This is a genomic window from Microbacterium sp. (assembly GCF_036823965.1).
GTDB lineage: Bacteria > Actinomycetota > Actinomycetes > Actinomycetales > Microbacteriaceae > Microbacterium.
The window spans coordinates 825,594-847,200 of record NZ_DAITBE010000001.1; the positions used below are offsets into that span (position 1 = coordinate 825,594).

A 21,607-nucleotide genomic window follows, 5' to 3' on the forward strand; every position below is an offset into this window, starting at 1 on the left:
AAAGGAATCCCATGAACGAGACACTCGTCATCATCCCGACCTTCAACGAGATCGAGAACCTCGAGATGATCGTCGACCGTGTGCTCGCCTCAGCCGATGCGGACATCCTGATCGTCGACGACTCCTCGCCGGATGGCACCGGTGCACTCGCCGACCGCCTCGCGGAGCGTCATCCTCAGGTGCACGTCCTGCACCGCTCCGAGAAGAACGGCCTCGGCGGCGCATACCTGGCGGGCTTCGCCTGGGGGCTCGAGCGCGACTACTGGGCACTGGTCGAGATGGATGCCGACGGCTCGCACCAGCCGGAGGAGCTGCCCAAGCTGGTCGACCAGCTGATCGACCACGACCTCGTGCTGGGGTCGCGGTGGGTGCCGGGTGGTCGCGTGCTGAACTGGTCGCGTCGTCGCGAGATCCTCAGCCGCGGCGGGAACATGTATGCCCGCCTGGCTCTGGGCATCGACGTTCGGGACTCCACCGGTGGGTACCGCGTCTTCAGCGCTGCCGCGCTGCGACGCATCGATCTGCTGCACGTCGCTTCGCAGGGCTATTGCTTCCAGGTCGATCTGCTCTGGCGTGCGCTCGAGCGGGGTCTGCGCGTCGTCGAGGTGCCGATCACCTTCGTCGAACGCGTGCACGGCGAGTCGAAGATGAGCGGTTCGATCGTGTCGGAGTCGCTCGCCCTCGTCACCTGGTGGGGCATGCGTCGGCGCGTGACCGCGGTCGGGATGCTGCTCAGGCATGGCCGACGCCTGCGCTCGGTGCGCGCGCTCTCCCACCGGATGCTGCCACCGGTGCGCCCCTGACAGCAGGCCGCAGATATGCGAATCCCCCTCACACCAGCGTCGCGGCGTGAGGGGGATTCGAGCTTCGGCGGGTGGACGCTCACGTGGACGCATCCCCATGCATCTGCCGTCTCCCTCAGACGGCTGCGCGAGCGCACGACCCGTCATTGGGAGTATTCAGCCCCCCGACTGAATTAATCCAGTCTCTCGAAGGATAGGCTGACATGCGAATCGCTTGTCAGGCATCTACAGCTTCGCTCCCCCGGAGCCCCGAGCCCTGTTGTGCACATCCACAGATCCGGCCGGTGCGCCACCCGCCGCCGATCAGCAGGCTGCGAAGCACAGGCGTCAACCCCCTGCCCAGGACGCGACGGCGGGCGTAGGTTCTCCGGAACGACAGCGAAGGAGATCACGATGAGCGATCAGCAGAACACCCAGGGCACGCCCGGCGTCGACGAAGAGGCGGACACCGCTTCCGGCGGCGCTCCCGAGGAGCCCGATCACACCGACTCCGACCACGACGTCTCCGATCACACGACCGATGACGACGGCACGCCCGTGGAGAACCCCTCCGGCGGCTGATCCATCAGCGACGCGACAGGACTCGATGCGATGCGGCACCGCCGCGGGCATCGAGTCCTCTCGCTGAACTCAGCCGTGACTCGTCGGCGCCAGCGTTCCCGTACGGACGCGGAACCACAGCGTGAGCTCCCGCAGCGCGCGCAGTGAACTCGCATCGGCATCGCCGGCTTCGAGGTCGGCGAAGGAGTCCCGGAAGCCTGCCGGTGCGTCGATGTCCTGCAGCGTTCGGTATCCCATGGTCCAATCCGCGAAGCGACGGGCGTCGAGCGGTTCCTCGAGGAGCACTCGCATGCCGTGGTGGCGCTGGTCGCGGCGGATCGTCTCGGCAAGGCGTCTCACCGCCGACGCCGACCCCTCGAGCACCTGGATGAAGCGCTCATCGCGGTAGAGCAGCATCCCGGTGATGTCCTGCGCAGCATTGCGCTCTCGGCTCTCCTCGAGCAGATGCGCGAGCGCGGTCTCGCGGAACGGCGCGGACGCCGTGCTCGTGTACACGAGCGAAGTCAGCTGGTCGTTCTCCGCAATCATCGCTGAACGGTGCCCATCAGACCCTCATCGGTGCCATTGGTGGTCGCCGCGCCGATACCTGACGACGAGACCGCCGCCGTCGCCTCCTCGAGAGCGACGAAGCTGCCGATCGCGTGGGACCGTGCGTCGAACGCGACGTAGCGTCCGTCCGATTGGCGATCGACGTAACCGAGGAAGTCGCCACCGCGACTGCCGACATGGAATCCCTCCTCGACGCACGCCCAGAGGACGTCGGAGGATTGCGGGCCAGAATCGTTCACACTTTGACCCTACGACGTGAGGGCAGAGAAGGGATGACCCTTGCGCTGCGGGCCGTCGGTATGGCAGGGACGGCTACCTGCTGCTGCTCGCACACGCAACCCCCAGGACGAGCAAAGGGCAAGAGTGCGATGCTGGTGGACCGCGTCGCGTGCTGGGGTGACCAGCGCGCGAGCGTCTGCGTTCTCTTCGACCGAATGGATGTCCGTGCCAGTACGTGTGAGCGTCATCGTCCCCGTCTTCAATCCTGGACCGAGCTTCGATGAACTCATCGAATCCTTCGATCAGCAGACGCTGGCCACGACCGACTTCGAGGTGTTGCTCTGCGATGACGGCTCCGACGAATCCACTCAGCGACGCCTGACCGATGTCGCGCGCAACCGCGACTTCATCCGCGTTATGAATCTCCCGCATTCGGGCTGGCCCGGCACGCCGCGCAACCACGGCATCGTCGAGGCGCGTGGCACGTATGTGCAGTTCGTCGATCAGGACGATCGTCTGTTCCCTGGAGCGCTGAAGCGCCTCTGCGACTATGCCGACCTGCACTCCTCCGACGTCATCATCGGCAAGGAGGTGGGCATCGGCCGCCCCCTCCCTCGTCGGATCTTCAGCCGCGACATCCCGCATGCCCGGCTCGGCAAGGATCCGATCCTCGAGATGCTCACCCCGCACAAGATGTTCCGTACCTCTTTTCTTCGCGACAACGACATCCACTTCCCGAACGGGCGAGTCCGCCTCGAGGATCATCTCTTCGTCATGGAGGCCTACTTCAGGGCGAGCACGATCTCGGTGCTCGCGAGCGAGCCCTGCTACGCCTGGGTCAAGCAGCCGGGCAGCGCGAGCTCCGCACGCATCGAGCCGGAGACCTACTTCCCACATCTCGAGGCCGTGCTCGACCTCGTCGAGGCGAACACCGAACCGGGCAAGCTGCGTGATCGACTGCTTCGGCACTGGTTCCGTGGGAAGATCCTGAAGCGTCTGACCGGAAAGCAGATGCTGCGGTACCCCGAGGAGTACCGCACGCGATTCCTCGACGTGGTCGAGCCGCTCGCCCGACGACGGTTCGGCCCGGGCGTGGACGCGGGGCTCGCCTTCCCGAATCGGATCCGCGCCGCGCTGCTCCGTGCCGACCGTCGCGATGACCTGCTGCGCTTCGCCGAGTTCGAGACCGGGATCGAGTGCCGCGCCGCCGTCACGTCCGCCGCCTGGTCGCGCGGCGGTGGGCTCCATCTCACGGTCCGCGTCAGCATGACGAGCGACGGGGAGGACGCACTCGTGTTCGAGGCCACCGCCACCGATCCGAAGCAGCACCTCTGGCAGGCACCGACGTGGCTCCGCGACCTGCCTCCGACGGCGCTCGATGCGAGCCGCGACCTCCGCGGCGATACCGCCGAGCTGGTGGTCGAGGATCCTCAGAGCGGGACGGCACATCGGTTCGCGGGTCGCCGTGGTCCCGACGGTGTCGAATCCGTCAGAGTCGCGATCGATCCGTTGAAGATCTTCGGCGAGGCCGGGCACTCCCGGCGCGCGACGCTCGCAGTCCGCATCCGACGTGCAGGATGGTCCTTCGAGGTGCCGCTCACAGCCGACCCATCGGTCCTCGCGCGAGCAGGCAGATCGCCGCTGCTCGCCGGCCGCGATTGCAGACTCATCGCGGGTGCGAACGGCGTCGTGACGATGCGTCGCGAAGGGCCCGCCGGCGGTATCCGGGATCTCGCGGGCCGCGCTGCGCGACGAGCCCGAACCCTCGCTCGGCGACGCTGATGGCACGACGTCGCGCTCGCCCCTCGACCGGCACGCCCGGACTATCGTGGTCTGCATGGGCACGCTGAACTACGGCGCGGGCACCGCACCGATCCACATCGAGGATCGCGCGCTCGCGCATCTGAAGGTCGTCATCGCGACGAAACTGCGGCGGAACGAGAGCTTCACGGTGTCCTGGACGCATGTGGATGCTGAGAATCCGGGGCGTTCGACCATCTGGCTGCATCCATCGATCCCGCTCCGGTTCACCTTCGACGAGTCGGAACCGCCGCCGCTGAACATGAGATGGATCGAGCAGTTGCTGCACTCGGCGAACTCGACAGGCGGCATCCAGCTCGTCGATGAGGTGCTCGAAGAGGCACCAGAGGACTGAGCGGCACCGTCGGAATACCGGGGCGCTCTCCCCGAGCGTAGGGTGCTTCACATGGGAACACTCGAGTACAACAGCTCTCGGCCACCGATCGACATCGACGACGTCACCCTCGCGCACCTGAAGATCATCATCGGCACGAAGCTGCGCCGTCAGGAGAGCTTCATGATGACCTGGCTCCCTGATGACAAGAATCCCGTCGGCCGACTGACAGCCTGGGTCCATCCGAGCATCCCGCTCATTCTGGCCTTCGACGGCGCGACGATGCCCAAGATCGATGCCAAGCGGATCGCACGCATGATGGAGAGCCTCAACTCCGCCGGCGAGCTGCTCATCGATCAGATGCAGTCGGCGTGAGGAGGAATGGTGACCGCGGCGGGTCTGGGGAACCCGGCTCGCGGCCACCTGCCGACTTTGCTGGGGACTCCATCGGCTGGACCGCAAGTGCTCCCGGCCCATGAGCAATCTATCGCTGTCGGCAGCGAAGAATACGGCCTTGACATCGCGGCGGATGTGAGTGTCGGATCGAAACGAACCGCCCGTTATCGCACGTCACACGAGTCGACAACCCCATTCAGACGAACGGCCCATCGACGTAGGTTCGACATGGCAGGTTGCCGCTGACTGCCGCGTTGGACGGCTGCGGTGGAGGGAAGACCTGCACCGGCGCGCTGCCGCCACGGAGAAGGGTCCGTGGCGGCAGATCGCTGGCTGAAGCTGACCGTCACGCCCCGTCGCGTCGCCCCTCTGCGAGATAGGCCAGCCGGCGCAGCGTCTCCGTGTTGCGGAACTTCAACAGCGGCGTCGTGAGCAAGCGTGGGATGAGCGTCGCCGGCCCGCTCAGCGGCTCCTCGTCGATGCGCACGACGCAGCCGCTTGCGACCGTGCGCACCCGGATCGTGACCTCCGCCTCGCCGATCGGCCATCCACGGGCGATCAGCACGAACCGTCCGGTGGGTGCCCACTCGACCGAGCGCGTGGTGTCATCCAGGACCAGCGGCCAGACGCCGACCGAATGGTGCAGCTCCGAGTGCGGATTCGGCCACTCGGCGTCGACGGCGCGCATCCGCGTCGCGCCCACGACCCAGGACGGATACAGCCAGCCGTCGGCGAGCACCCGGAACACGTCCTCCGGTCGGCACCGCATGCGCCGAGAGTTCGTCGCCATCAGACGTGCTCCGGCGAGATCACTGCATCCGCCCGAAGGTCGCGTCGATGTCGGCCATCTCCATCGCCGCAGTCGCTTCGATCAACGCCCGCAGCTCGTCATCTGCGCCCGGCGAGAACTCCTCCGGTCGTTCGGGAGAGATCGTCATGGGCGATCCCGGAGGAGCCTGCTCGCTGGCATCGAGGTCTGTGCCGTCGTTCGAGGGAGAGACCCCTTGGAAGATCTTGCCTGCCTCCGACTGACCGGTCAGATCGAACGAGTAGCTCTTGCTCTGCAGCCCGAGATCGAGCAGCGCCTTCACCTCGGGGAATTGCTCGGCGTTCGTCTTCGGGATCGGAAGCGAGGTCCGCCAGTTCACGCCGAGCGTCTCCAGCGCCTTCGCGTATGCGTTCTCGTGGGCCTGATCCCGGACGATCAGGTACGAGATCGTGCTGCGCGCCATCTTGTTGTCGGTCATCTCGTAGAGTCGGCACTTCTGCAGCCGCCCCGTCGACTCGAGCATCAGATTGTAGAGCAGGTCGAGCACCAGGTTGCCGGAGTTGTAGACGTAGCTCCCGGACCATGGGTTTCCGACGGCGTCGACCGGGAGCGCGCCCTGAGCGCCGACGAGGTAGTGGTGGATGTTGCCGGTGTCGAGCGCTATGGCGAGTGGCGTCGCACCGCCGGCACCGGGCTGGTCGACTGGGGTAGTGGGCTTCCCGGTGTACTCGGGCGAACCGTCGAGGAGGCGGGAGATCGTGGTGCCGATGAGTTCGAGGTGACTGATCTCCTCCGTACCGATCCCCTGGATGAGGTCCTTGTACGGCTTGCCGTCCGGGCCACGGAAGTTGATGCTCTGGAAGAGATACTGCATCATCGTCCGCATCTCACCGAACTGCCCGCCGAGCCCCTCCTGCAGCGCATTCGCCGCGGCCGGATCCGGCTCATCCTGAGCGATCTCGTTGATGAACTCTTGAACGTGGAAATACATGGCGCCTCCGTTGGCAGGGCATCTGGGGTGTGCGCTCATCATGCGTCCCACCACGGATATCCGTGCGGCCCTCGACGTGGGCGCCGAACGGACGTAGCATCCCTTGCCGACTCGTGCCGCTAAGCCGGAACTGCGACGCGCGGTTGACTCGTCGACGCCCCTTCAGCCGGCTCGGGCACCAGGTAGAGACCGGTCGGCGAGTTCGCCGTGAAGGCGAGCGCTTCGATCCAATTCCGGTTGATGGCCGGCTGGCGGCTTCCCGCGTACTTGAAGACGAGATTGCTGCCGGCATGCAACCACACGGTGGTCCGACCGCCGCCGACGCTCTGGTCGAGCTTCCACGCGAAGGGGAACGGCTCCCCTCGTCGCAGCTTCGCGGTGATGACGAGCTGCAGATGCGTGAGCGCCCTGTCCTCGATCTCCACCTTCGGACCGCCCTCGTACACGAACCGACCCATGGGCGCTGCTCCTTCTCCGTGGCGGCCACCCGCCGACCCGAATCGTCTGTCGTCGAACGCGAGCGTCAGCGGTCGAACGAGAAAATCGATCCGGTCCTCACCCCCGAGGTGAGGACCGGCACAGTCGAATGGGTGGATTCGCATGCGGATCCTCCCCCGATTGGACGCCCGACCCGAGAAAGCCGGCGATGCCGCCTGGTACGACCGACGCTGAGCGGCACGTGTCCTGCTCGTCGTCTCACCAGCTTAGGGAAGGACACGGATTCGGCTCGGGGTATTGACAGTCTCGAGTTGTCGGTGATACCCGCACCCCCAGACCGGGATCCTGGGCACTCGATATCGTGCAGCTCCGAAGAAGCGCAAGCCCCCAGACACAGTCCGCAAACGATGAGAACGTGGAACGCATGAAGATCGTTTCCTATGCGGGTCAGCAGTTGATCACCACCGACGACGTCGCCGAAGCACTCGTGCAGCTGGCGGCCAGCGTCGCGAGCGAAGGCACCTCCGAAGCGGTCCAGATCCCGATCCTCACCGACGACCGGAAGGATTGCGCCGATCTCATCGTGGGCGTCGGCAATGACGTGCTCGTCGGCCCGCAGACATCCGCCGGCGTCGACCCCGATTTCTCGGAGGAAGCCGCCAGGCTCCGCGAGCACCCGCTCTATCCACGCGACGATCGGACCGTCTCGTACGAAGACGAGCCACCGTTCGGCACCTGGGGACCGGACGACGATTTCGTCCACCACGCAGATCGCTGACGAAGGGGATCCACCATGGGAACACTCGAGTACAACAGCTCACGGCCGCCGATCGAGATCGACGATGTCACGCTCGCGCACCTGAAGATCATCATCGGCACGAAGCTGCGTCGACAGGAGAGCTTCATGATGACCTGGCTCCCGGACCGCGAGAATCCGATCGGCCGCCTGACAGCATGGGTCCACCCGAGCATCCCGGTGATCCTCGCCTTCGACAACGCGAAGATGCCCAAGATCGACCCCAAGCGAATCGCCCGCATGATGGAGAGCCTCAACTCCGCTGGCGAACTCCTGATCGACGATCTGGAGTAGCGCGCGGTCACGCGTGTATGGCGCGGTCTCTGTACAGTCGATCGGTCCCGCATTGTCGAGCACGGGGTCTGGACTGCGCGATCACGGCTCGACCCGAAGACTGCAGGCCACGCCTCGCGTCAGGCCGATCCGCGCGCAGTGAACGGGCTCTCGGGACCGTGATGACGGCGGGTCTCGGGATCGATCCAGTTGCCCGAACCGGTCATCCGGTGCCAGCGCTTGTGAAACGCGAGATCGGTGCCGTCGGCTTCGACGACAGTTGCACCGCACAGCTCACAGATACGCAGGATGACGATGTCACCGTCTGCGGTCATGACCGAGAACGACCCCGCCGGGAATACGACGCCCATCGTGTTCCTCCTCTCGCGCCCTCAGCGACCATGGAGGTCAGGATCCGAGGCTCCTCTCAGGGTAGCGAAGCGTGCCCCACGCCGACACGGTGAACCGCCATCATCCCGCGGAACGCGCCGGTCGGCTCGACCATGCGCGACGGTCACTGCCTTCTCGGCCACGTTCGACCAAGGTTTTGCGGGCCGCACCTTTGCCGGATCGACTCGCCCAGATGCTGCCCGAACACGAAAAAACCCCCGGAGAACCGGGGGTTTGTCTGTGCGCGATACTGGGATCGAACCAGTGACCTCTTCCGTGTCAGGGAAGCGCGCTACCGCTGCGCCAATCGCGCCTATTCAGGCTATTCAGTTTGTGTGCGACGAGGTGGCGACGGGATTCGAACCCGTGTAAACGGCTTTGCAGGCCGGTGCCTAGCCGCTCGGCCACGCCACCGTGTGGATTGACCCCACGCGCGGAGAGCCTTCCGAAGAAGACCCTCTGCACTCGAGCGGATGACGAGACTCGAACTCGCGACCCCAACCTTGGCAAGGTTGTGCGCTACCAACTGCGCTACATCCGCATTTTGTTTCCCGGTGTCCCGGGCACTCATGAAACATTAGCCGATGATTCGCCGGTCGCCAAACCCGAACGGAATCTCGCGCGTGTCTCCCAGACTGGTCAACGAGGCCGGTCCTCGTCCGGTAGTATCGGTTGTCGAGCCTCACGGCTTAGGGCGATTGGCGCAGTTGGTAGCGCGCTTCCTTCACACGGAAGAGGTCATCGGTTCGAGTCCGGTATCGCCCACAGTCAGCCCCCGCATCGTCGGGGGCTTTTCTGCGCCCGGGGTCAGTCGGCATCCGGCTCCGGCTCTCGCCCGGTAGCGACCGACTCCGGCACCTCGCCAGGAAGGTACCGCGGCAGCCGACTGGCGGGCACGATCGCGAGGGCGCTGACCGCTGCGAGCACCAGCAGCCCGGTCTTCAGTGCGCTCAACCGCGCCTCCTCATTGACGATCACGGCAGCGTCGACCTCGGCGGGGGTCGCGTCCGTCTGTTCGAGCACCTCCTTCAGCCGGTCGTTGCTGACGAAGTTCGTGCGCTCGAGGTCCACCTGCGACACGAGACCCGGCGGGAGCTCGGGGTGGTCGACGAGCGCGGAGACGACATTCACGCTCAGGATGCCGACGAGCAACGCACCGGCGACGGCAGTGCCGACCGCGGAGGCAAGGTTCTGCGTCGTGCCTCGCACGGATCCGACGTCACCCGCGAGCGTCTTCGGCGACGCGGTCACCAGCACGTTGAAGACGAGCGTGACGAGCGCGCCCTGCCCCACGCCGAACACGAACAGACCCAGGATGGTCGGCAGCGTCTCCCAGTTGTTCGTCACGACGAACGAGAGCCAGACGAGTGCGATCGTGGTGAGGCCGAACGAGAACATCCCGATCGTGCGCGGCGCGAACCGCGGGTAGAACCGCACCACGAGCATCGCGGTGAAGAACACCGTCAGGTTGAACGGCAGCATCGCCATCGACGTGTCGAATGGCGTGCGCCCCTGCACGATCTGGATGTACAACGGGATGCTGAAGTTCAGCGCCGCCTCGAGTGCGACCACGATGAACATGGCATACACGGCAGCGCGTTCGCGCGACGACCCGAACACCGAGAGGCTGACAAGTGGGACGTTGCCGGCCTTCGTGCGGCGGCGCGTCCACAGGAAGAACAGCTGCACGAGCACCAGGCCGACCACGATGAGCAGCGGAGCCGGCGAGAGCCCGAGCACATCGAACGGCGCATCCGGTCGAGCGCTCAGCAGTCCCCAGCGATTGAGGTTGTTCACGCCGAGCGTCAGCGAGACGATGCCGCCGCCGATCAGGACGGCGGCGACGATGTCGATCTTGATCGCTGGATTGCCCGGTTCGCCGCGCAGCCGGAAGCTGAGGATGAACACCGCGATCGCCAGCAGCAGGACGACGACGAACACCTGACGCCACCCGACCAGGGTTGCGAGGGTGCCGCCGATGAGGAACGCGCTCACGCCTGCGAGCGCGCGCGCCGAGCCGAGCGAGCCGATCGCGGTCGCCTGCTGCGCGCCGCGATAGTTCTCGGCGATGAGTGCGACCAGCGAGGGGACGATGATCGCTGCGGAGGCACCGGCGAGCGCCTGCGCGAGGATCACGAACTCCACGGTCTGCGCCGAGATCATCAGGACAGCGGATGCCGCGAACACCGCAACCACGACCCGGAAGACGATGACCCAGCCGACGCGCTGACCGATCTTCGCGCCGACCATCACGAGGGCGGCGACCACGAGGCCGTAGGTGACGATCGCGGTGCTGATGTCCGTCGGCGGGACGCCGAAGGACTCGACCATTCCGCCCAGCGACACCGGCAGCGCCGACACGTTGTACGACATCAGGATCTGCGCGAGGAACAGTCCGATCATCGGCACCCAGGACGCGCGCACCTCCCCCTCGGTCGACGCCGGGGCTGCGGGATTGGATTCGGTGCTCATGAGCGTGCTCCTGCCGGGAAGTGCGAATCGGAGGCGAAGATGTTCAGGCCGAGCGAGCGGGCGAGGTGCGCGGTCGCGATCTGTCCGCGCACGCTGTTGCCGGCAGCATCCAGCCGGGGTGCGTACGCGCCGATCCCGACCTTGCCAGGCGCGACCGTGACCAGTCCGCCGGCGACACCGGACTTGCCGGGAAGACCGATCTCGAACAGCCACTCCCCCGAGTTCTCGTACAGCCCGCTCGCGGCAAGCACCGCCAGGGTGTCCCGGCACACCTCGGCCGACACGACCCGCTCACCCGTGACCGGATTCACGCCGCCATCCGCGAGCGTCGCGCCCATCACCGCCAGATCCCTCGCATCGACGAGCAGCGAGCACTGCCGCGTGTAGACGTCGACGACCTCAGCGGGGTCGTGCCGGATCCGTCCGTAGCTCTGCAGCAGCATCGCGATCGCCTGGTTCCGCTGGTTCGTCTCCGACTCGGAGCGGTACACCTCGTCATCCAACGTCAGCTCACGCCCGGCGAAGCGGGAGAGGCCCTCGTGCACCGTCGCCCACTTCTCGTCGGCATCACCCGGCAGCAGCGCTGTCGTGGCCAGCGCACCCGCGTTCACCATCGGGTTCATCGGATGACCGTCGTTCAATTCGATCGCGACCACGGAGTTGAACGCGAGCCCGGAGTTGTTCACACCGACGATGTCGAACGCCGCTTCGTGCCCGACCTGCTCGCTCAGCAGCGCATAGACGAACGCCTTGGAGATCGACTGGATCGAGAACGGCACGCGGGTGTCGCCGATCTCGTGCAGCCCGCCACGGACGTCCGCGATGCAGAGGCCGAACGACGCCGGATCAGCGTCCGCGAGCGCCGGGATGTAGTCGGCGACCGCACCTTCCTCGTGCGCGAGGGCACGCGCATGTGCGGCAGCCAGCAGATCGTCGAGGCGCTCGTCCGGCGGCACAGCACCGGTGGAGACCGCCTGCTCGATGTCGGAAACGTCCAGCTCGCTCGCCCGCATGCTGCTCAGCGTAGGCCTTCAGGTCACGCCGGCAACAGCGGTATATCGGCTGATGACCCGAGCCCGGATTGGCGCTCACCCCACGTCGAGTCGTGCGACGAAGGCGCCGATCCTGCGCAGTCCCTCGACCAGCTCCGCTCGCGAGGCGGCATACGACAGGCGCACGTGCGTGTCGGCGGTCTCGGTGGCGAAATCGCGCCCCGGAGTGAGGGCGACGTGCGCCGACTCGAGCACCCGCTCGCAGAACGTCCATGCGTCGAGCCCGGTACCGCTCACGTCGAAGTACACGTAGAAGGCGCCGTCCGGGACCACGGGCACGTGTAAGCCGATGTCCTCGAGCCCGTCGAGCACGATCTGCCGGCGTGCGGCGAGCTCGCTGCGTCGCTCCTCGCAGACCGCCAGCGACTCGGGTGTGAACGCAGCGACCGCCGCCTGTTGCGCCGGGGCCGACGCCGAGAGGAAGTAGTTCACCGCGAGCCGCTCCACGGCCGGGACGAGCAGCTCGGGCAGGATCGCCCAGCCGAGACGCCAGCCTGTCATGCCGAAGTACTTCGAGAAGCTGCCGATCACGATCGCGTCCGGGTCGGTCGCGAGCACTGTGGCCGCCGGCGTGCCGTCGTCGGCGGGGTCTGCGAGGTCGAGGTAGATCTCGTCGACGATCCGCCACGCACCGCGGTCGCGCGCAAGGTCGCAGATCGCAGCCAGCTCGGCGGGCGGAATCGACGCTCCGGTGGGGTTCGCCGGACTGGCGATCATGACCGCGGATGTGCGGTCGGTCCAGGCCGACACCACCGAGTCGATGTCGAGTTGATAGCGGTGCTGCGCGGTCGCGGGAATGGTCACGAGGGTCCCGCCGAAGCTCCGCACGAGCTCGCGATTGCACGGGTACGAGGGGTCGGCGATGATCACCTCGTCACCGGCCTCGGTGGTCGCCGCCGTCACCACCAGCAGGGCCGTCGATGCGCCCGAGGTGACCAGAATGCGGCCAGGATCGATGTCGACGCCGTGCTTGTCTCGATAGAACCCCGAGATCGCGGCGCGCAGCGCCGGAAGACCGAGCACCGCCGTGTAGGGCAGCGCACGCCCGTCCATGACCTCGCGCATCGCCTCGCGCACAGCGGGCGGTGCCCCGAAGTCGGGTTCACCGATCGAGAGGCGGACCACGTGATGGCCCTGCGCGGAGATCGCCGCTGCCCGCTCGCCGATGGCCATCGCGTGGAACGGCTCGGCATCGAGCGCACGTCGAGCGAGTTTCATCGAGTCTCCTGTCAGGGATGCTGGGTGCCGGCGCCGGTTCGACGCGGTGCCTTCCCCAGCCACGATGCCACGAGCGGCGGCGATCTGCGCGGTCCTGTGTCGGGATTCGTCTGCGCGGAACGTCCGAGGCCCGACGTAGCCTCTGGCCGTGGACAACACTGCGCGCCTTCCAGGGCCCTGCCACCTCTGCGGAGGACTCCAGGGCACCCGGATCGAGGGCGCCTGGTTGTGCGTCGCCTGCGGCTGGCGCTACGGCGATGTGCCCGATGCCGACCTCCCACTCCCCCGTGTCGACGTCGTCTACTACCTCCGCTACGACCGTCGGGTGAAGATCGGCACGAGCCGCAACCCACGACAACGGCTGCGCAGCATCCGACATGACGAGCTGCTCGCGTTCGAGGCCGGGGATCGGATGCAGGAACAGCGCCGCCACCGGGAATTCGCCGACGTCCGCGAAGGCGGCGAATGGTTCACGCTCACGGCCGAGCTGCAGGCGCATGTCGCTGCGCTGCGCGCGGTGGGCGATCCGTGGCAGCTGTATGCGCGCTTGCTGAGCGAGGCGCTGCGCGGCTGATCCTCCCACTCGACCTGTATCTGACAGTTGTCCGATAAACTGTTCGCATGGATGCACGGTCGCAACGCTCTCGAGGTCTGCTCCGCCAGGCAGTCCTGACGCTGGCGGCTGCGACCCCGATCGCGGATGTCACAGCATCCGCCATCTGCGTCGAAGCCGGCGTCACCCGCGACACGTTCTACCGTCACGCCGACGGCCCGGTGGAACTGCTCGCCGACGCACTCTCCGCCGAGATCGCCGAGGCGATGCGGATCCTCCCGCAGGCGGACGCCATCGGCGACGGCGAACGCGCGCTGATCGAGCACGTGCACCGTCGCTCCGCCGTCTACCGCGGGGCGATGCATCCGCTGCTCGCAGCCCCGGTCCGCAGCAACCTCGAGGCGTCGATCCGCTCGGGCCTCGAACTCTGGGCGCAGCTGCATCCGCACATCGTCCCCCGCGTGTTCGTCGACGACCCCTCGGCGATGCGGATCGCCGTCGCCTACGCCGCAGCGGGCACGGTCGGCGCGATCGAGGAGTGGCTGCGAAGCGACGATGACGACAGAGACCGCGCCGTGCGGCTGATCCTCGCGGCGTCACCCGAATGGTGGCTGCACTGATGGCTGCCGGACAAGGAGAGAACCGATGAAGGCCGCGCTGTTCCACGCCAAGGAAGACCTGCGCATCGAAGAGGTCGACGAGCCCACTCCAGGACCGGGGCAGGTGAAGCTGCGGAATGCGTTCGCTGGGATCTGCGGATCCGACCTGCACGTCTACTACAGCCCGGAGGCTGCGGGACTCGACTTCGACCACCCGCACCCCGTGACCGGATCGACGCTCCCCCAGATCCTCGGACACGAGTTCTCCGGCACGATCGTCGAGCTCGGCGAGGGTGTGACCGACGTCGCAGTCGGAGACCGCGTCGCTGTCTGGCCGATCTACTTCTGCGGCGAATGCGCTGCCTGCCGACGCGGCATGTTCAACGCCTGCCAGAAGATCGGCTTCCACGGCCTCAGCTCCGACGGCGGCGGCATGGCCGAGTTCACCACGATCGACGCGTCGAAGCTGCATGTGCTCCCCGAGAACGTCGACCTGCGCATGGGCGCTCTCGTCGAGCCGATGTCGGTCGCCTGGCACGCGGTGTCGCGCAGCGGCGTGCAGCGCGGCGGCACCGCGCTCATCGCCGGCGCCGGCCCCATCGGCATCGGCGTCTGGTTCGCCCTCCGTGCACGCGGCATCGAGAAGGTGCTCGTCTCCGAGCCGAGCGCCGACCGACGCGCGATCATCGCAGCCCTCGGCGCGACCGTCGTCGACCCGGTGAACGAAGACCTCACCGCCGCCGTGGCGGAACTCAGCGACGGCGACGGCGTCGACGTCGCCTTCGATGCGGCCGGCGCAGGCCCTGCCGTCACCTCGTCGCTCGTGAGCCTCGTGCCCGGAGGGCGGGTGGTCGTCGTCGCGATCCACGAGCGCACCATGGACTTCCTGCCGACGCAGCTCGTGATGTCGGAGACCGAGATCGCCGGCGCGCTGGCGTATCTGCCGGAGGACTTCGACGCGGTGATCGAGGCCATGGGTCGTGGCGTCTACGACACGACCGGATGGGTCCAGGAAGTGCCGCTCGAGGGCGTCGTCGACGCCATCACGTCGCTGCGCGGCGGTGCCGGCGCGAAGATCCTCGTCCAGGCGAGCTGACACTCCTATCGCGGTCCCGCCTCCGATGACTATCGTCGGAGGCGGGGCTTGTGGCATCGCAGGCGCGGAAGGGATCGTCATGGAGCATCTCGACACGATCGTGATCGGCGCCGGCGTCGCCGGCCTGAGTGCGGCCCGACTGCTGGCTGCCGCTGGGCACTCCGTCGTCGTCCTCGAGGCCAGAGACCGCATCGGCGGCCGCGTCACCACCGACCGATCGCACGGCGCGACCGACCTCGGCGCCTCCTGGATCCACGGCGTCATCGGGAGTCCGGTGGCGGATGCCGCAGCCGCCTTCGGCATGGAGACCATCGAGTTCACGGTCGGCGGCTACCAGGTCGACAGCCGGCCGATCGCGTACTACGGCCCGGATGCTCGTCGGCTGACCGAGGACGAGGCACGCGCCTTCGCGGCGGATGTGCACGCCATCGACGCCGCCCTCGCCGAGACGATCAGTGCGTCGGATGCCGACGCCTCGTACCGCGATGTCACCGAGGCCGTACTCGTGCGCCAGTCGTGGGATGCCGAGCGCGTGCAGCGGGTGCGTGAATACCTCGAGCACCGCTCAGAGGAACAGTACGGTGCGTGGATCGAGGAGCTCGCCGCCCACGGCCTCGACGATGATTCGATCGACGGGGACGAGGTCGTGTTCCCTGACGGCTACGACCGATTGCCCGAGCACCTCGCTGACGGCCTCGACGTGCGCCTCGAGCACACCGTGACGGGAATCGACTGGACAGACGGCATCGTGGTGCGCACACCGCACGGCACGTTCACCGCCGACTCCGCCGTGCTGACCGTCCCGGTCGGCGTCCTGAAGTCCGATGCGCTCGAGATTCATCCGCCGCTCCCAGAGGTCAACGCCGGGGCACTCGGCCGGCTCGAGATGAACGCCTTCGAGAAGGTCTTCCTGCGTTTCCCGACCCGGTTCTGGGACGAAGGCGTCTACGCGATCCGCCAGCAGGGACCGGAGTCGCGCTGGTGGCATTCCTGGTACGACCTCACCGCGCTGCACGACGAACCGACGCTGCTGACGTTCGCCGCCGGCCCCGCCGCGATCGCCACTCGCGACTGGGACGACGATCGCGTCGCCGAGTCCGTGCTCGACCAGCTCCGTCGTCTCTACGGCGATGCCGTCCCAGCGCCGACGCACGTCACCCGCACTGCCTGGCAGGACGACCCCTACTCGCACGGCGCCTACGCCTACATGACCCTCGGAGCCACGACTGCCGACCACGACGACCTGGCCACCCCGATCGGCGGCGAGGCAGGCACCGGAGCACTGCACATCGCCGGTGAGGCGACCTGGACCGACGATCCCGCCACTGTCCCTGCGGCGATGTGCTCGGGCCACCGCGCGGCATCCCGCATCCTGGGCAGAGATCTCCCGATCGAGCGGCTCTGGACCGACGGCTGACACAGCTCGACCCTGGCATGGCGAAGCGCCCCTCCCGTCCGGAAGAGGCGCTTCGAATCAGCGAGTCAGGCGCGTGCTGTGCGCGGGGTGCTCGCAGGCTGCGGCTTCGAGAAGATCACGACGATGATCACCGTGATGCCGACGACGACGTGCGGGAGCCAGACGTTCAGCGCCTCGCCCGAGAATCCGAAGATCCAGGGCGACAGTGCCAGGAAGAGGCTCGCGACGATGTCGAACACGAGGTGGACGGGCATCGGGATGAAGCCGAAGGGGCCCCACTCGTACTTGGTGAACAGGCTGTACACGATCAGGCCGACACCCAGCACGATCGGGATGATGACGGCGGCTCCGCCGACGCTCGAGAACCCGAACAGCCAGGGCGCCGCGATCAGGGCGATGCCGACCAGGTAGTCGAGAATTCCGTGGACCTTGGTGGGGATGAAACGCATGATTCCTCCTAGTGTGGCGCCGCTCTGCGCGACTCACAGCTAGTTCGACGCACCCGCCGGAACGGATTGCGCGAGTCCGCGGACGCCGCCGCCGAACAGTTCCCGCCGCGCTCCCAGGCCGCACTGCTACGGTGAGGTTGTCGGCATCTTGCCGGCGTCAGGGAAGACTTCTTGTCGACCAACGGGCCCATCTCTCGGCCATTTCGTTCTCCGTCGCCTCCTCTGTGTCGACCTGAGGAGCGTCATGCCCGTCTCATCCATCCCTTCGTTCAGCGCGTCCGCGAATGACTGGGCCGCACCCATCGAGCTGCCCGTCGGCACGAGCGCGATCGTCTATTGCGAGGGTCAGTTCGGCGAACAGGACGGCAAGACCGCCAACGGACTCGTCCGCCACTCCGAGAAGTATTCGATCCTCAGCGTCATCGACACCACGCACGCCGGCGCTGACGCCGGCATGGTCCTCGACGGCGCCGGCAACGGCATCCCGATCCTCAACGGCCTCGCATCAGCCATCGCACATGCCGGATTCGTGCCCGACTACCTGATCTGCGGCGTCGCGCCGGCCGACGGACTGCTCTCGGCCGACCAGCGCACCGTGCTGCTCGACGGCATCGCCCGAGGCATGCACATCATCAACGGGCTCCACGAGTTCCTGACCGACGACGCCGAGTTCGTCGCAGCCAGTCTGCTCGCAGGCGTCACGATCACCGATGTCCGTCGCCCGAAGGACAAGAAGGATCTGCACCTGTTCTCCGGACGCATCTTCGACGTCACCTGCCCGCGGATCACGATCCTCGGCACCGACGGCGCGATCGGCAAGCGCACCACGTCGACGCTGCTCGTGCGCGCGCTGAACGAACGCGGCATCCACGCCGTCATGGTCGGCACAGGTCAGACCACGATCATCCAGGGAGGCAAGTACGGCGTCGCTCTCGACGCACTCGTGCCCCAGTTCTGCTCCGGCGAGGTCGAGAACCAGGTCGTCGCAGCCTTCGAGGCTGAAGACCCCGACGTCATCATCGTCGAGGGTCAGGGCGCGCTCAGCCACCCGGCCTACATCACCTCGGCGCACATCCTCCGCGGCAGCCAGCCCGCCGGCGTCATCGTGCAGCACGCACCCGGTCGGAAGGTGCTCGGCGACTTCCCGATGGTCGCGATGCCGACCGTCGTCAGTGAGATCGCGCTGATCGAGGCGTTCGCAGACACGCGTGTGATCGGCGTCACCGTCAACCACGAGAACCTGTCGACCGAGCAGCTCGCTGCCGCGATCGATGAGATCGAGCTCGAGACCGGACTCCCCGCGACCGATCCGCTGACCCGCCCGCTCGACGAGCTCGTCGAGATGGTGCTGCAGGCCTTCCCGACACTCAACCCGAAGCAGACCACCCATAGCGCCGCGTGAGCGCGGCACTGACCCGGTCGTAACGGCGACGATCCAGGACTGCGGCTTCGCGTCGCAGTCCGCGTTCGTGCACGCTGTAGAGCTGCTCGACGTCGACCCAGGACTCGCGTCCCTGCGAGTCCCAGTCGCCGGCGCCGATCGAGAGGTAGTCACGGTCGCCGTCGTGCGGCTTGCTCGTCATCCGCACCGCGTACACGCGGTCTGCCGATGCACGGCCGATCACCAGCACCGGGCGGTCCTTGCCTCGTCCGTCGTTCTCCTCGTAGGGCACCCAGGTCCAGATGACTTCGCCAGCATCCGGCGCCCCATCTCGATCAGGCGCGTACTGGATGCGCACGGATCCGATGCGTGCCGGATCGACGCGCATGGTCGCGGTGCCTCGTTCCGCCCCGCCGACCGGTGCAGCGCCTGCATCGCGCTCGGCGGCGGTGCGCACGCGCGCAGTCGGGCGCCTCGGACCTGGTGTGGTCCGAGACGCCCGATCTTGCCCCAGCGCTGAGCGCAGGATGTCCGCGAGAGTTGCGAGGATGCCGCGCGAAGAAGTCACACGGTCACCCTAACCGCCGCTCAGGCGTCTGCGAGTGCGTAGCCCTCTTCGCCATGCACGACCTGGTCGACACCGGCGATCTCGTCCTCGTTCGTGACGCGGAAGCCGATCGTCTTCTGGATCGCGAAGCCGATGATGAATGCGACCACGAAGGAGTAGATCAGGACGCCGAGTGCGGCGATCACCTGGACCGCGAGCTGACGTGCGTCACCGCCGACGAACAGGCCGGTGTCGGTGGCGAAGAAGCCCAGGTACAGGGTTCCGATCAGACCGCCGACGAGGTGGATGCCGACCACGTCGAGCGAGTCGTCGAAGCCGAGGCGGAACTTCAGCTCGATCGCGAGTGCGCAGACGACACCGGCGAGTGCGCCGAGCAGCAGGGCCCAGCCCGGCGTCAGGTTTGCGCACGCCGGGGTGATCGCGACGAGACCGGCGACTGCACCGGATGCAGCGCCGACCGAGGTGGGCTTGCCGTCCTTGATCTTCTCGACCAGGATCCAGCCGAGGATGGCCGCAGCCGTCGCGCCGAGCGTGTTGATGCCGATGAGTCCGACACCGCCCATGTCCTCTGCCAGCCACTCAGCGCCGGCGTTGAAGCCGAACCAGCCGAACCACAGCAGCGCAGCGCCGAGGAGCGTCAGCGGCACGTTGTGCGGCTTGAGGATGCCCTTCTGGAAGCCGATGCGCTTGCCGAGGACCAGCGCGAGCGCCAGAGCCGCAGCACCTGCGTTGATGTGGACCGCAGTACCACCGGCGTAGTCGATGACGCCGATCCCGCTGTCCTCGCCGAAGAGCGTGGTGCCGAGGTTCATGATCCAACCGCCGCCCCAGACCCACGCCGCGACCGGGAAGTAGCCGACGGTGGCGAAGACACCGGCGAAGATCAGCCAGCTGCCGAACTTCGCACGGTCTGCGATGGCGCCGGAGATCAGGGCGACCGTGATGATCGCGAAGGTGGCGCCGTAGGCGACACCGAGCAGCGCGACGTTCGATCCTTCACCCGAGGCGAGGCTCGAGAGGCCGAAGTCGGCGAACGGGTTGCCGGCGAAGGCGGTCGGGCTGTCGACGGCGCTCATGGAGAAGCCGAAGAGAATCCACAGCACGGCGACAAGGCCGATCGAGCCGAAGCTCATCATCATCATGCTGACGACGCTCTTCGCCTTGACGAGACCGCCATAGAAGAAGGCGACGCCAGGCGTCATGAGCAGAACCAACGCTGTCGCGGTGATCGCCCACGAGATGTTGCCGGGAGCATCCATAGGAAAACCTCACATCCGAAGTAATTGAGAGCTTCAGTGTGACGACGCACCGTTTCGTGGAAGCGTGAGGTTTGTTTCCCCGTTGTTACAGGAGGCCTCTGGGTGTGAACATCGCGTTACACGGGTCTTCAGGCTTGCGCAGAATGTGTCAAAGCGTTGAGTCGAGAGATGGCGCGCAGGTACTTCTTGCGGTAGCCGCCGGAGAGCATCTCGTCGGAGAAGACCGAGTCGAGGCCGAGCCCGGTGGCACTCACCGGGATCTGGGCGTCGTACACGCGGTCGACGAACGCGACGAGTCGCAGCGCCTCCGACTGGTCGGTCAGCTGGTGAACACCACGGAGACCGACGAGGTCGATGCCGTCGATCAACCGGATGTACCGGGAGGGATGCACCTGCGCCAGGTGGCGGACCAGATCGCCGAAGGCGTCATCGGATGCCGCGCCGTCTCCGCCGGCGCCGGCGATGGCGTCCGTGTAGGCGTCGTCGTCGAGCACGACGGCGTGACCGTCGAGCGCGCGCTGACGGAAGTCGACGCCGTCGATGCGCAGCGTCTGGAAGCTGTCGGACATCGCGTGGATCTCACGGAGGAAGTCCTGTGCGGCGAAGCGCCCTTCGCCGAGCGCATTCGGCGGCGTGTTGGAGGTCGCCGCCAGCTTGGTGCCGGTCGGGACCAGCTCGCCGAGCAGACGCGTCATCACCATGGTGTCGCCCGGATCGTCGAGCTCGAACTCGTCGATGCAGAGGAGATCGGCGCCCTTGAGCAGATCGACGGTGTTCTTGTAGCCGAGCGCGCCGACCAGCGCCGTGTACTCGATGAACGAGCCGAAGTACTTCCGGCGGGCGGGCATCGCGTGGTAGATCGAAGCCAGGAGGTGCGTCTTGCCGACGCCGAACCCGCCGTCGAGGTAGACGCCGGGCTTGACGTCCGGCTCCTTCTTCGCCCGGCTGAACAATCCGCCGCGCTTGACCGGCGCGCCGCGCCCGGCGAAGCGCATGAGCGTCTCCTTCGCCTCCTCCTGGGACGGGTACGCGGGGTCAGCCCGGTAGCTGTCGAAGGTCGCGCCATCGAACTGCGGCGGCGGCACGAGGCTCGTGAGCATCTCCGCGCCGGTGACGGTGGGCTGACGCTCGGTCAGGTGCACGACGCCCGTGCGGGAATGCGTTTCGGTCATCAGAGTCCTGGATTGGGTGCTCACCTGTGTCGAAGTCTTACGAATCGGGTGC

The 21,607-nt window shown here is 66.9% G+C and carries 25 protein-coding genes and 4 tRNA genes; 13 read left to right on the plus strand and 16 right to left on the minus strand.

The features are described 5' to 3' along the window. Nucleotides 1-11 precede the first annotated feature (11 nt). Together V7Z82_RS04015 and V7Z82_RS04020 are read left to right on the plus strand one after the other, a co-directional pair. On the plus strand, nucleotides 12-803 hold the full coding sequence (locus tag V7Z82_RS04015; protein WP_334148212.1) for a polyprenol monophosphomannose synthase: 792 nt from the start codon (nucleotides 12-14) through the stop codon (nucleotides 801-803). A 393-nt stretch (nucleotides 804-1,196) separates the two neighbouring features. Beyond that, the gene (locus V7Z82_RS04020) at nucleotides 1,197-1,364 is read left to right on the plus strand and encodes a hypothetical protein (protein ID WP_334148214.1); all 168 of its coding nucleotides are present in this window, start codon (nucleotides 1,197-1,199) and stop codon (nucleotides 1,362-1,364) included. A 69-nt stretch (nucleotides 1,365-1,433) separates the two neighbouring features. On the opposite strand, the gene V7Z82_RS04025 is transcribed toward V7Z82_RS04020, so the two are convergent. Next, nucleotides 1,434-1,892: a BLUF domain-containing protein gene (locus tag V7Z82_RS04025; RefSeq protein ID WP_334148216.1), complete on the minus strand. Its 459-nt coding sequence runs from the start codon at nucleotides 1,890-1,892 to the stop codon at nucleotides 1,434-1,436. After that, entirely contained in the window at nucleotides 1,889-2,152 is a 264-nt protein-coding gene (locus V7Z82_RS04030; RefSeq protein WP_334148218.1) for a hypothetical protein, read from the minus strand. Before V7Z82_RS04030 ends, V7Z82_RS04025 begins: the two co-directional genes overlap by 4 nt. Before the next feature lie 205 nt (nucleotides 2,153-2,357). Between V7Z82_RS04030 and V7Z82_RS04035 the strand changes: the two genes are divergently transcribed. From V7Z82_RS04035 to V7Z82_RS04045, 3 genes are read left to right on the plus strand one after another with little or no spacing between them, the layout of a single operon-like run. After that, nucleotides 2,358-3,914 carry a glycosyltransferase family 2 protein gene (locus V7Z82_RS04035; RefSeq protein ID WP_334148220.1) on the plus strand — a complete coding sequence of 519 codons (1,557 nt, stop codon included), beginning with the start codon at nucleotides 2,358-2,360 and terminating at the stop codon, nucleotides 3,912-3,914. Between the two features lie 55 nt (nucleotides 3,915-3,969). Next, the gene (locus V7Z82_RS04040; RefSeq protein WP_334148222.1) at nucleotides 3,970-4,287 is read left to right on the plus strand and encodes a DUF7882 family protein; all 318 of its coding nucleotides are present in this window, start codon (nucleotides 3,970-3,972) and stop codon (nucleotides 4,285-4,287) included. A gap of 51 nt (nucleotides 4,288-4,338) precedes the next feature. Further along, entirely contained in the window at nucleotides 4,339-4,641 is a 303-nt protein-coding gene (locus V7Z82_RS04045; RefSeq protein ID WP_334148224.1) for a DUF7882 family protein, read from the plus strand. A gap of 367 nt (nucleotides 4,642-5,008) precedes the next feature. Here V7Z82_RS04045 and V7Z82_RS04050 read toward each other — a convergent pair whose 3' ends face one another. From V7Z82_RS04050 to V7Z82_RS04060, 3 genes are all read right to left on the minus strand, one after another. Beyond that, a complete protein-coding gene (locus V7Z82_RS04050) occupies nucleotides 5,009-5,452 on the minus strand; it encodes an SRPBCC family protein (protein ID WP_334148226.1) in 444 nt (147 codons plus the stop codon). Between the two features lie 19 nt (nucleotides 5,453-5,471). After that, complete coding sequence (locus tag V7Z82_RS04055) at nucleotides 5,472-6,422, minus strand: manganese catalase family protein (RefSeq protein WP_334148228.1); 951 nt, start codon at nucleotides 6,420-6,422, stop codon at nucleotides 5,472-5,474. A gap of 119 nt (nucleotides 6,423-6,541) precedes the next feature. Beyond that, complete coding sequence (locus tag V7Z82_RS04060) at nucleotides 6,542-6,880, minus strand: DUF7882 family protein (protein ID WP_334148230.1); 339 nt, start codon at nucleotides 6,878-6,880, stop codon at nucleotides 6,542-6,544. A gap of 404 nt (nucleotides 6,881-7,284) precedes the next feature. Between V7Z82_RS04060 and V7Z82_RS04065 the strand changes: the two genes are divergently transcribed. Together V7Z82_RS04065 and V7Z82_RS04070 are read left to right on the plus strand one after the other, a co-directional pair. Continuing rightward, on the plus strand, nucleotides 7,285-7,638 hold the full coding sequence (locus tag V7Z82_RS04065; RefSeq protein ID WP_334148232.1) for a hypothetical protein: 354 nt from the start codon (nucleotides 7,285-7,287) through the stop codon (nucleotides 7,636-7,638). Between the two features lie 15 nt (nucleotides 7,639-7,653). Continuing rightward, nucleotides 7,654-7,950, plus strand: a complete 297-nt coding sequence (locus V7Z82_RS04070) for a DUF7882 family protein (protein WP_334148234.1) — start codon at nucleotides 7,654-7,656, stop codon at nucleotides 7,948-7,950. 119 nt (nucleotides 7,951-8,069) lie between these two features. On the opposite strand, the gene V7Z82_RS04075 is transcribed toward V7Z82_RS04070, so the two are convergent. The 4 genes from V7Z82_RS04075 to V7Z82_RS04090 all read right to left on the minus strand — a co-directional run bounded on the left by V7Z82_RS04075 (nucleotide 8,070) and on the right by V7Z82_RS04090 (nucleotide 8,860). Then, complete coding sequence (locus tag V7Z82_RS04075) at nucleotides 8,070-8,264, minus strand: histidine ammonia-lyase (RefSeq protein WP_334148236.1); 195 nt, start codon at nucleotides 8,262-8,264, stop codon at nucleotides 8,070-8,072. 296 nt (nucleotides 8,265-8,560) lie between these two features. After that, nucleotides 8,561-8,632: transfer RNA gene (locus tag V7Z82_RS04080), tRNA-Val, on the minus strand. A gap of 30 nt (nucleotides 8,633-8,662) precedes the next feature. Further along, nucleotides 8,663-8,733, minus strand: a tRNA-Cys gene (locus tag V7Z82_RS04085). A 54-nt stretch (nucleotides 8,734-8,787) separates the two neighbouring features. Then, nucleotides 8,788-8,860, minus strand: a tRNA-Gly gene (locus V7Z82_RS04090). A 151-nt stretch (nucleotides 8,861-9,011) separates the two neighbouring features. On the opposite strand from V7Z82_RS04090, the gene V7Z82_RS04095 reads away from it, so the two are divergent. Beyond that, nucleotides 9,012-9,084: transfer RNA gene (locus V7Z82_RS04095), tRNA-Val, on the plus strand. 42 nt (nucleotides 9,085-9,126) lie between these two features. On the opposite strand, the gene V7Z82_RS04100 is transcribed toward V7Z82_RS04095, so the two are convergent. The 3 genes from V7Z82_RS04100 to V7Z82_RS04110 all read right to left on the minus strand — a co-directional run bounded on the left by V7Z82_RS04100 (nucleotide 9,127) and on the right by V7Z82_RS04110 (nucleotide 13,061). Then, nucleotides 9,127-10,791: an MFS transporter gene (locus V7Z82_RS04100; protein WP_334148238.1), complete on the minus strand. Its 1,665-nt coding sequence runs from the start codon at nucleotides 10,789-10,791 to the stop codon at nucleotides 9,127-9,129. Further along, complete coding sequence (gene glsA, locus V7Z82_RS04105; protein WP_334148240.1) at nucleotides 10,788-11,804, minus strand: glutaminase A; 1,017 nt, start codon at nucleotides 11,802-11,804, stop codon at nucleotides 10,788-10,790. The genes V7Z82_RS04100 and glsA overlap by 4 nt, the downstream gene beginning before the upstream one ends. A gap of 75 nt (nucleotides 11,805-11,879) precedes the next feature. Next, the gene (locus tag V7Z82_RS04110) at nucleotides 11,880-13,061 is read right to left on the minus strand and encodes an aminotransferase class I/II-fold pyridoxal phosphate-dependent enzyme (protein WP_334148243.1); all 1,182 of its coding nucleotides are present in this window, start codon (nucleotides 13,059-13,061) and stop codon (nucleotides 11,880-11,882) included. 148 nt (nucleotides 13,062-13,209) lie between these two features. Between V7Z82_RS04110 and V7Z82_RS04115 the strand changes: the two genes are divergently transcribed. The 4 genes from V7Z82_RS04115 to V7Z82_RS04130 all read left to right on the plus strand — a co-directional run bounded on the left by V7Z82_RS04115 (nucleotide 13,210) and on the right by V7Z82_RS04130 (nucleotide 16,726). After that, nucleotides 13,210-13,635, plus strand: coding sequence for a GIY-YIG nuclease family protein (locus V7Z82_RS04115; RefSeq protein ID WP_334148244.1), 426 nt, complete (start codon nucleotides 13,210-13,212; stop codon nucleotides 13,633-13,635). A 47-nt stretch (nucleotides 13,636-13,682) separates the two neighbouring features. Beyond that, complete coding sequence (locus tag V7Z82_RS04120; protein WP_334148245.1) at nucleotides 13,683-14,234, plus strand: TetR/AcrR family transcriptional regulator; 552 nt, start codon at nucleotides 13,683-13,685, stop codon at nucleotides 14,232-14,234. Between the two features lie 25 nt (nucleotides 14,235-14,259). Then, nucleotides 14,260-15,309, plus strand: coding sequence for a 2,3-butanediol dehydrogenase (locus V7Z82_RS04125; protein ID WP_334148247.1), 1,050 nt, complete (start codon nucleotides 14,260-14,262; stop codon nucleotides 15,307-15,309). A gap of 79 nt (nucleotides 15,310-15,388) precedes the next feature. After that, nucleotides 15,389-16,726 (plus strand): flavin monoamine oxidase family protein, encoded by a 1,338-nt coding sequence (locus tag V7Z82_RS04130; RefSeq protein WP_334148249.1) that lies wholly within the window; start codon nucleotides 15,389-15,391, stop codon nucleotides 16,724-16,726. Nucleotides 16,727-16,791: 65 nt separating this feature from the next. Here the strand turns inward: V7Z82_RS04130 and V7Z82_RS04135 are convergent, their stop codons facing one another. Next, entirely contained in the window at nucleotides 16,792-17,175 is a 384-nt protein-coding gene (locus V7Z82_RS04135) for an SPW repeat domain-containing protein (protein WP_045280209.1), read from the minus strand. A gap of 244 nt (nucleotides 17,176-17,419) precedes the next feature. Here V7Z82_RS04135 and V7Z82_RS04140 point away from each other — a divergent pair, with 244 nt between their 5' ends. Beyond that, on the plus strand, nucleotides 17,420-18,577 hold the full coding sequence (locus V7Z82_RS04140) for a DUF1611 domain-containing protein (RefSeq protein ID WP_334148252.1): 1,158 nt from the start codon (nucleotides 17,420-17,422) through the stop codon (nucleotides 18,575-18,577). Here V7Z82_RS04140 and V7Z82_RS04145 read toward each other — a convergent pair. The 3 genes from V7Z82_RS04145 to zapE all read right to left on the minus strand — a co-directional run bounded on the left by V7Z82_RS04145 (nucleotide 18,543) and on the right by zapE (nucleotide 21,555). After that, complete coding sequence (locus V7Z82_RS04145; protein WP_442927572.1) at nucleotides 18,543-19,124, minus strand: type II toxin-antitoxin system PemK/MazF family toxin; 582 nt, start codon at nucleotides 19,122-19,124, stop codon at nucleotides 18,543-18,545. The two genes, V7Z82_RS04140 and V7Z82_RS04145, sit on opposite strands and share 35 nt — an antisense overlap. 20 nt (nucleotides 19,125-19,144) lie before the next feature. After that, the gene (locus V7Z82_RS04150) at nucleotides 19,145-20,383 is read right to left on the minus strand and encodes an ammonium transporter (RefSeq protein WP_334148255.1); all 1,239 of its coding nucleotides are present in this window, start codon (nucleotides 20,381-20,383) and stop codon (nucleotides 19,145-19,147) included. 128 nt (nucleotides 20,384-20,511) lie between these two features. Next, nucleotides 20,512-21,555, minus strand: a complete 1,044-nt coding sequence (zapE, locus tag V7Z82_RS04155) for a cell division protein ZapE (protein ID WP_334148257.1) — start codon at nucleotides 21,553-21,555, stop codon at nucleotides 20,512-20,514. Nucleotides 21,556-21,607: the final 52 nt, after the last annotated feature.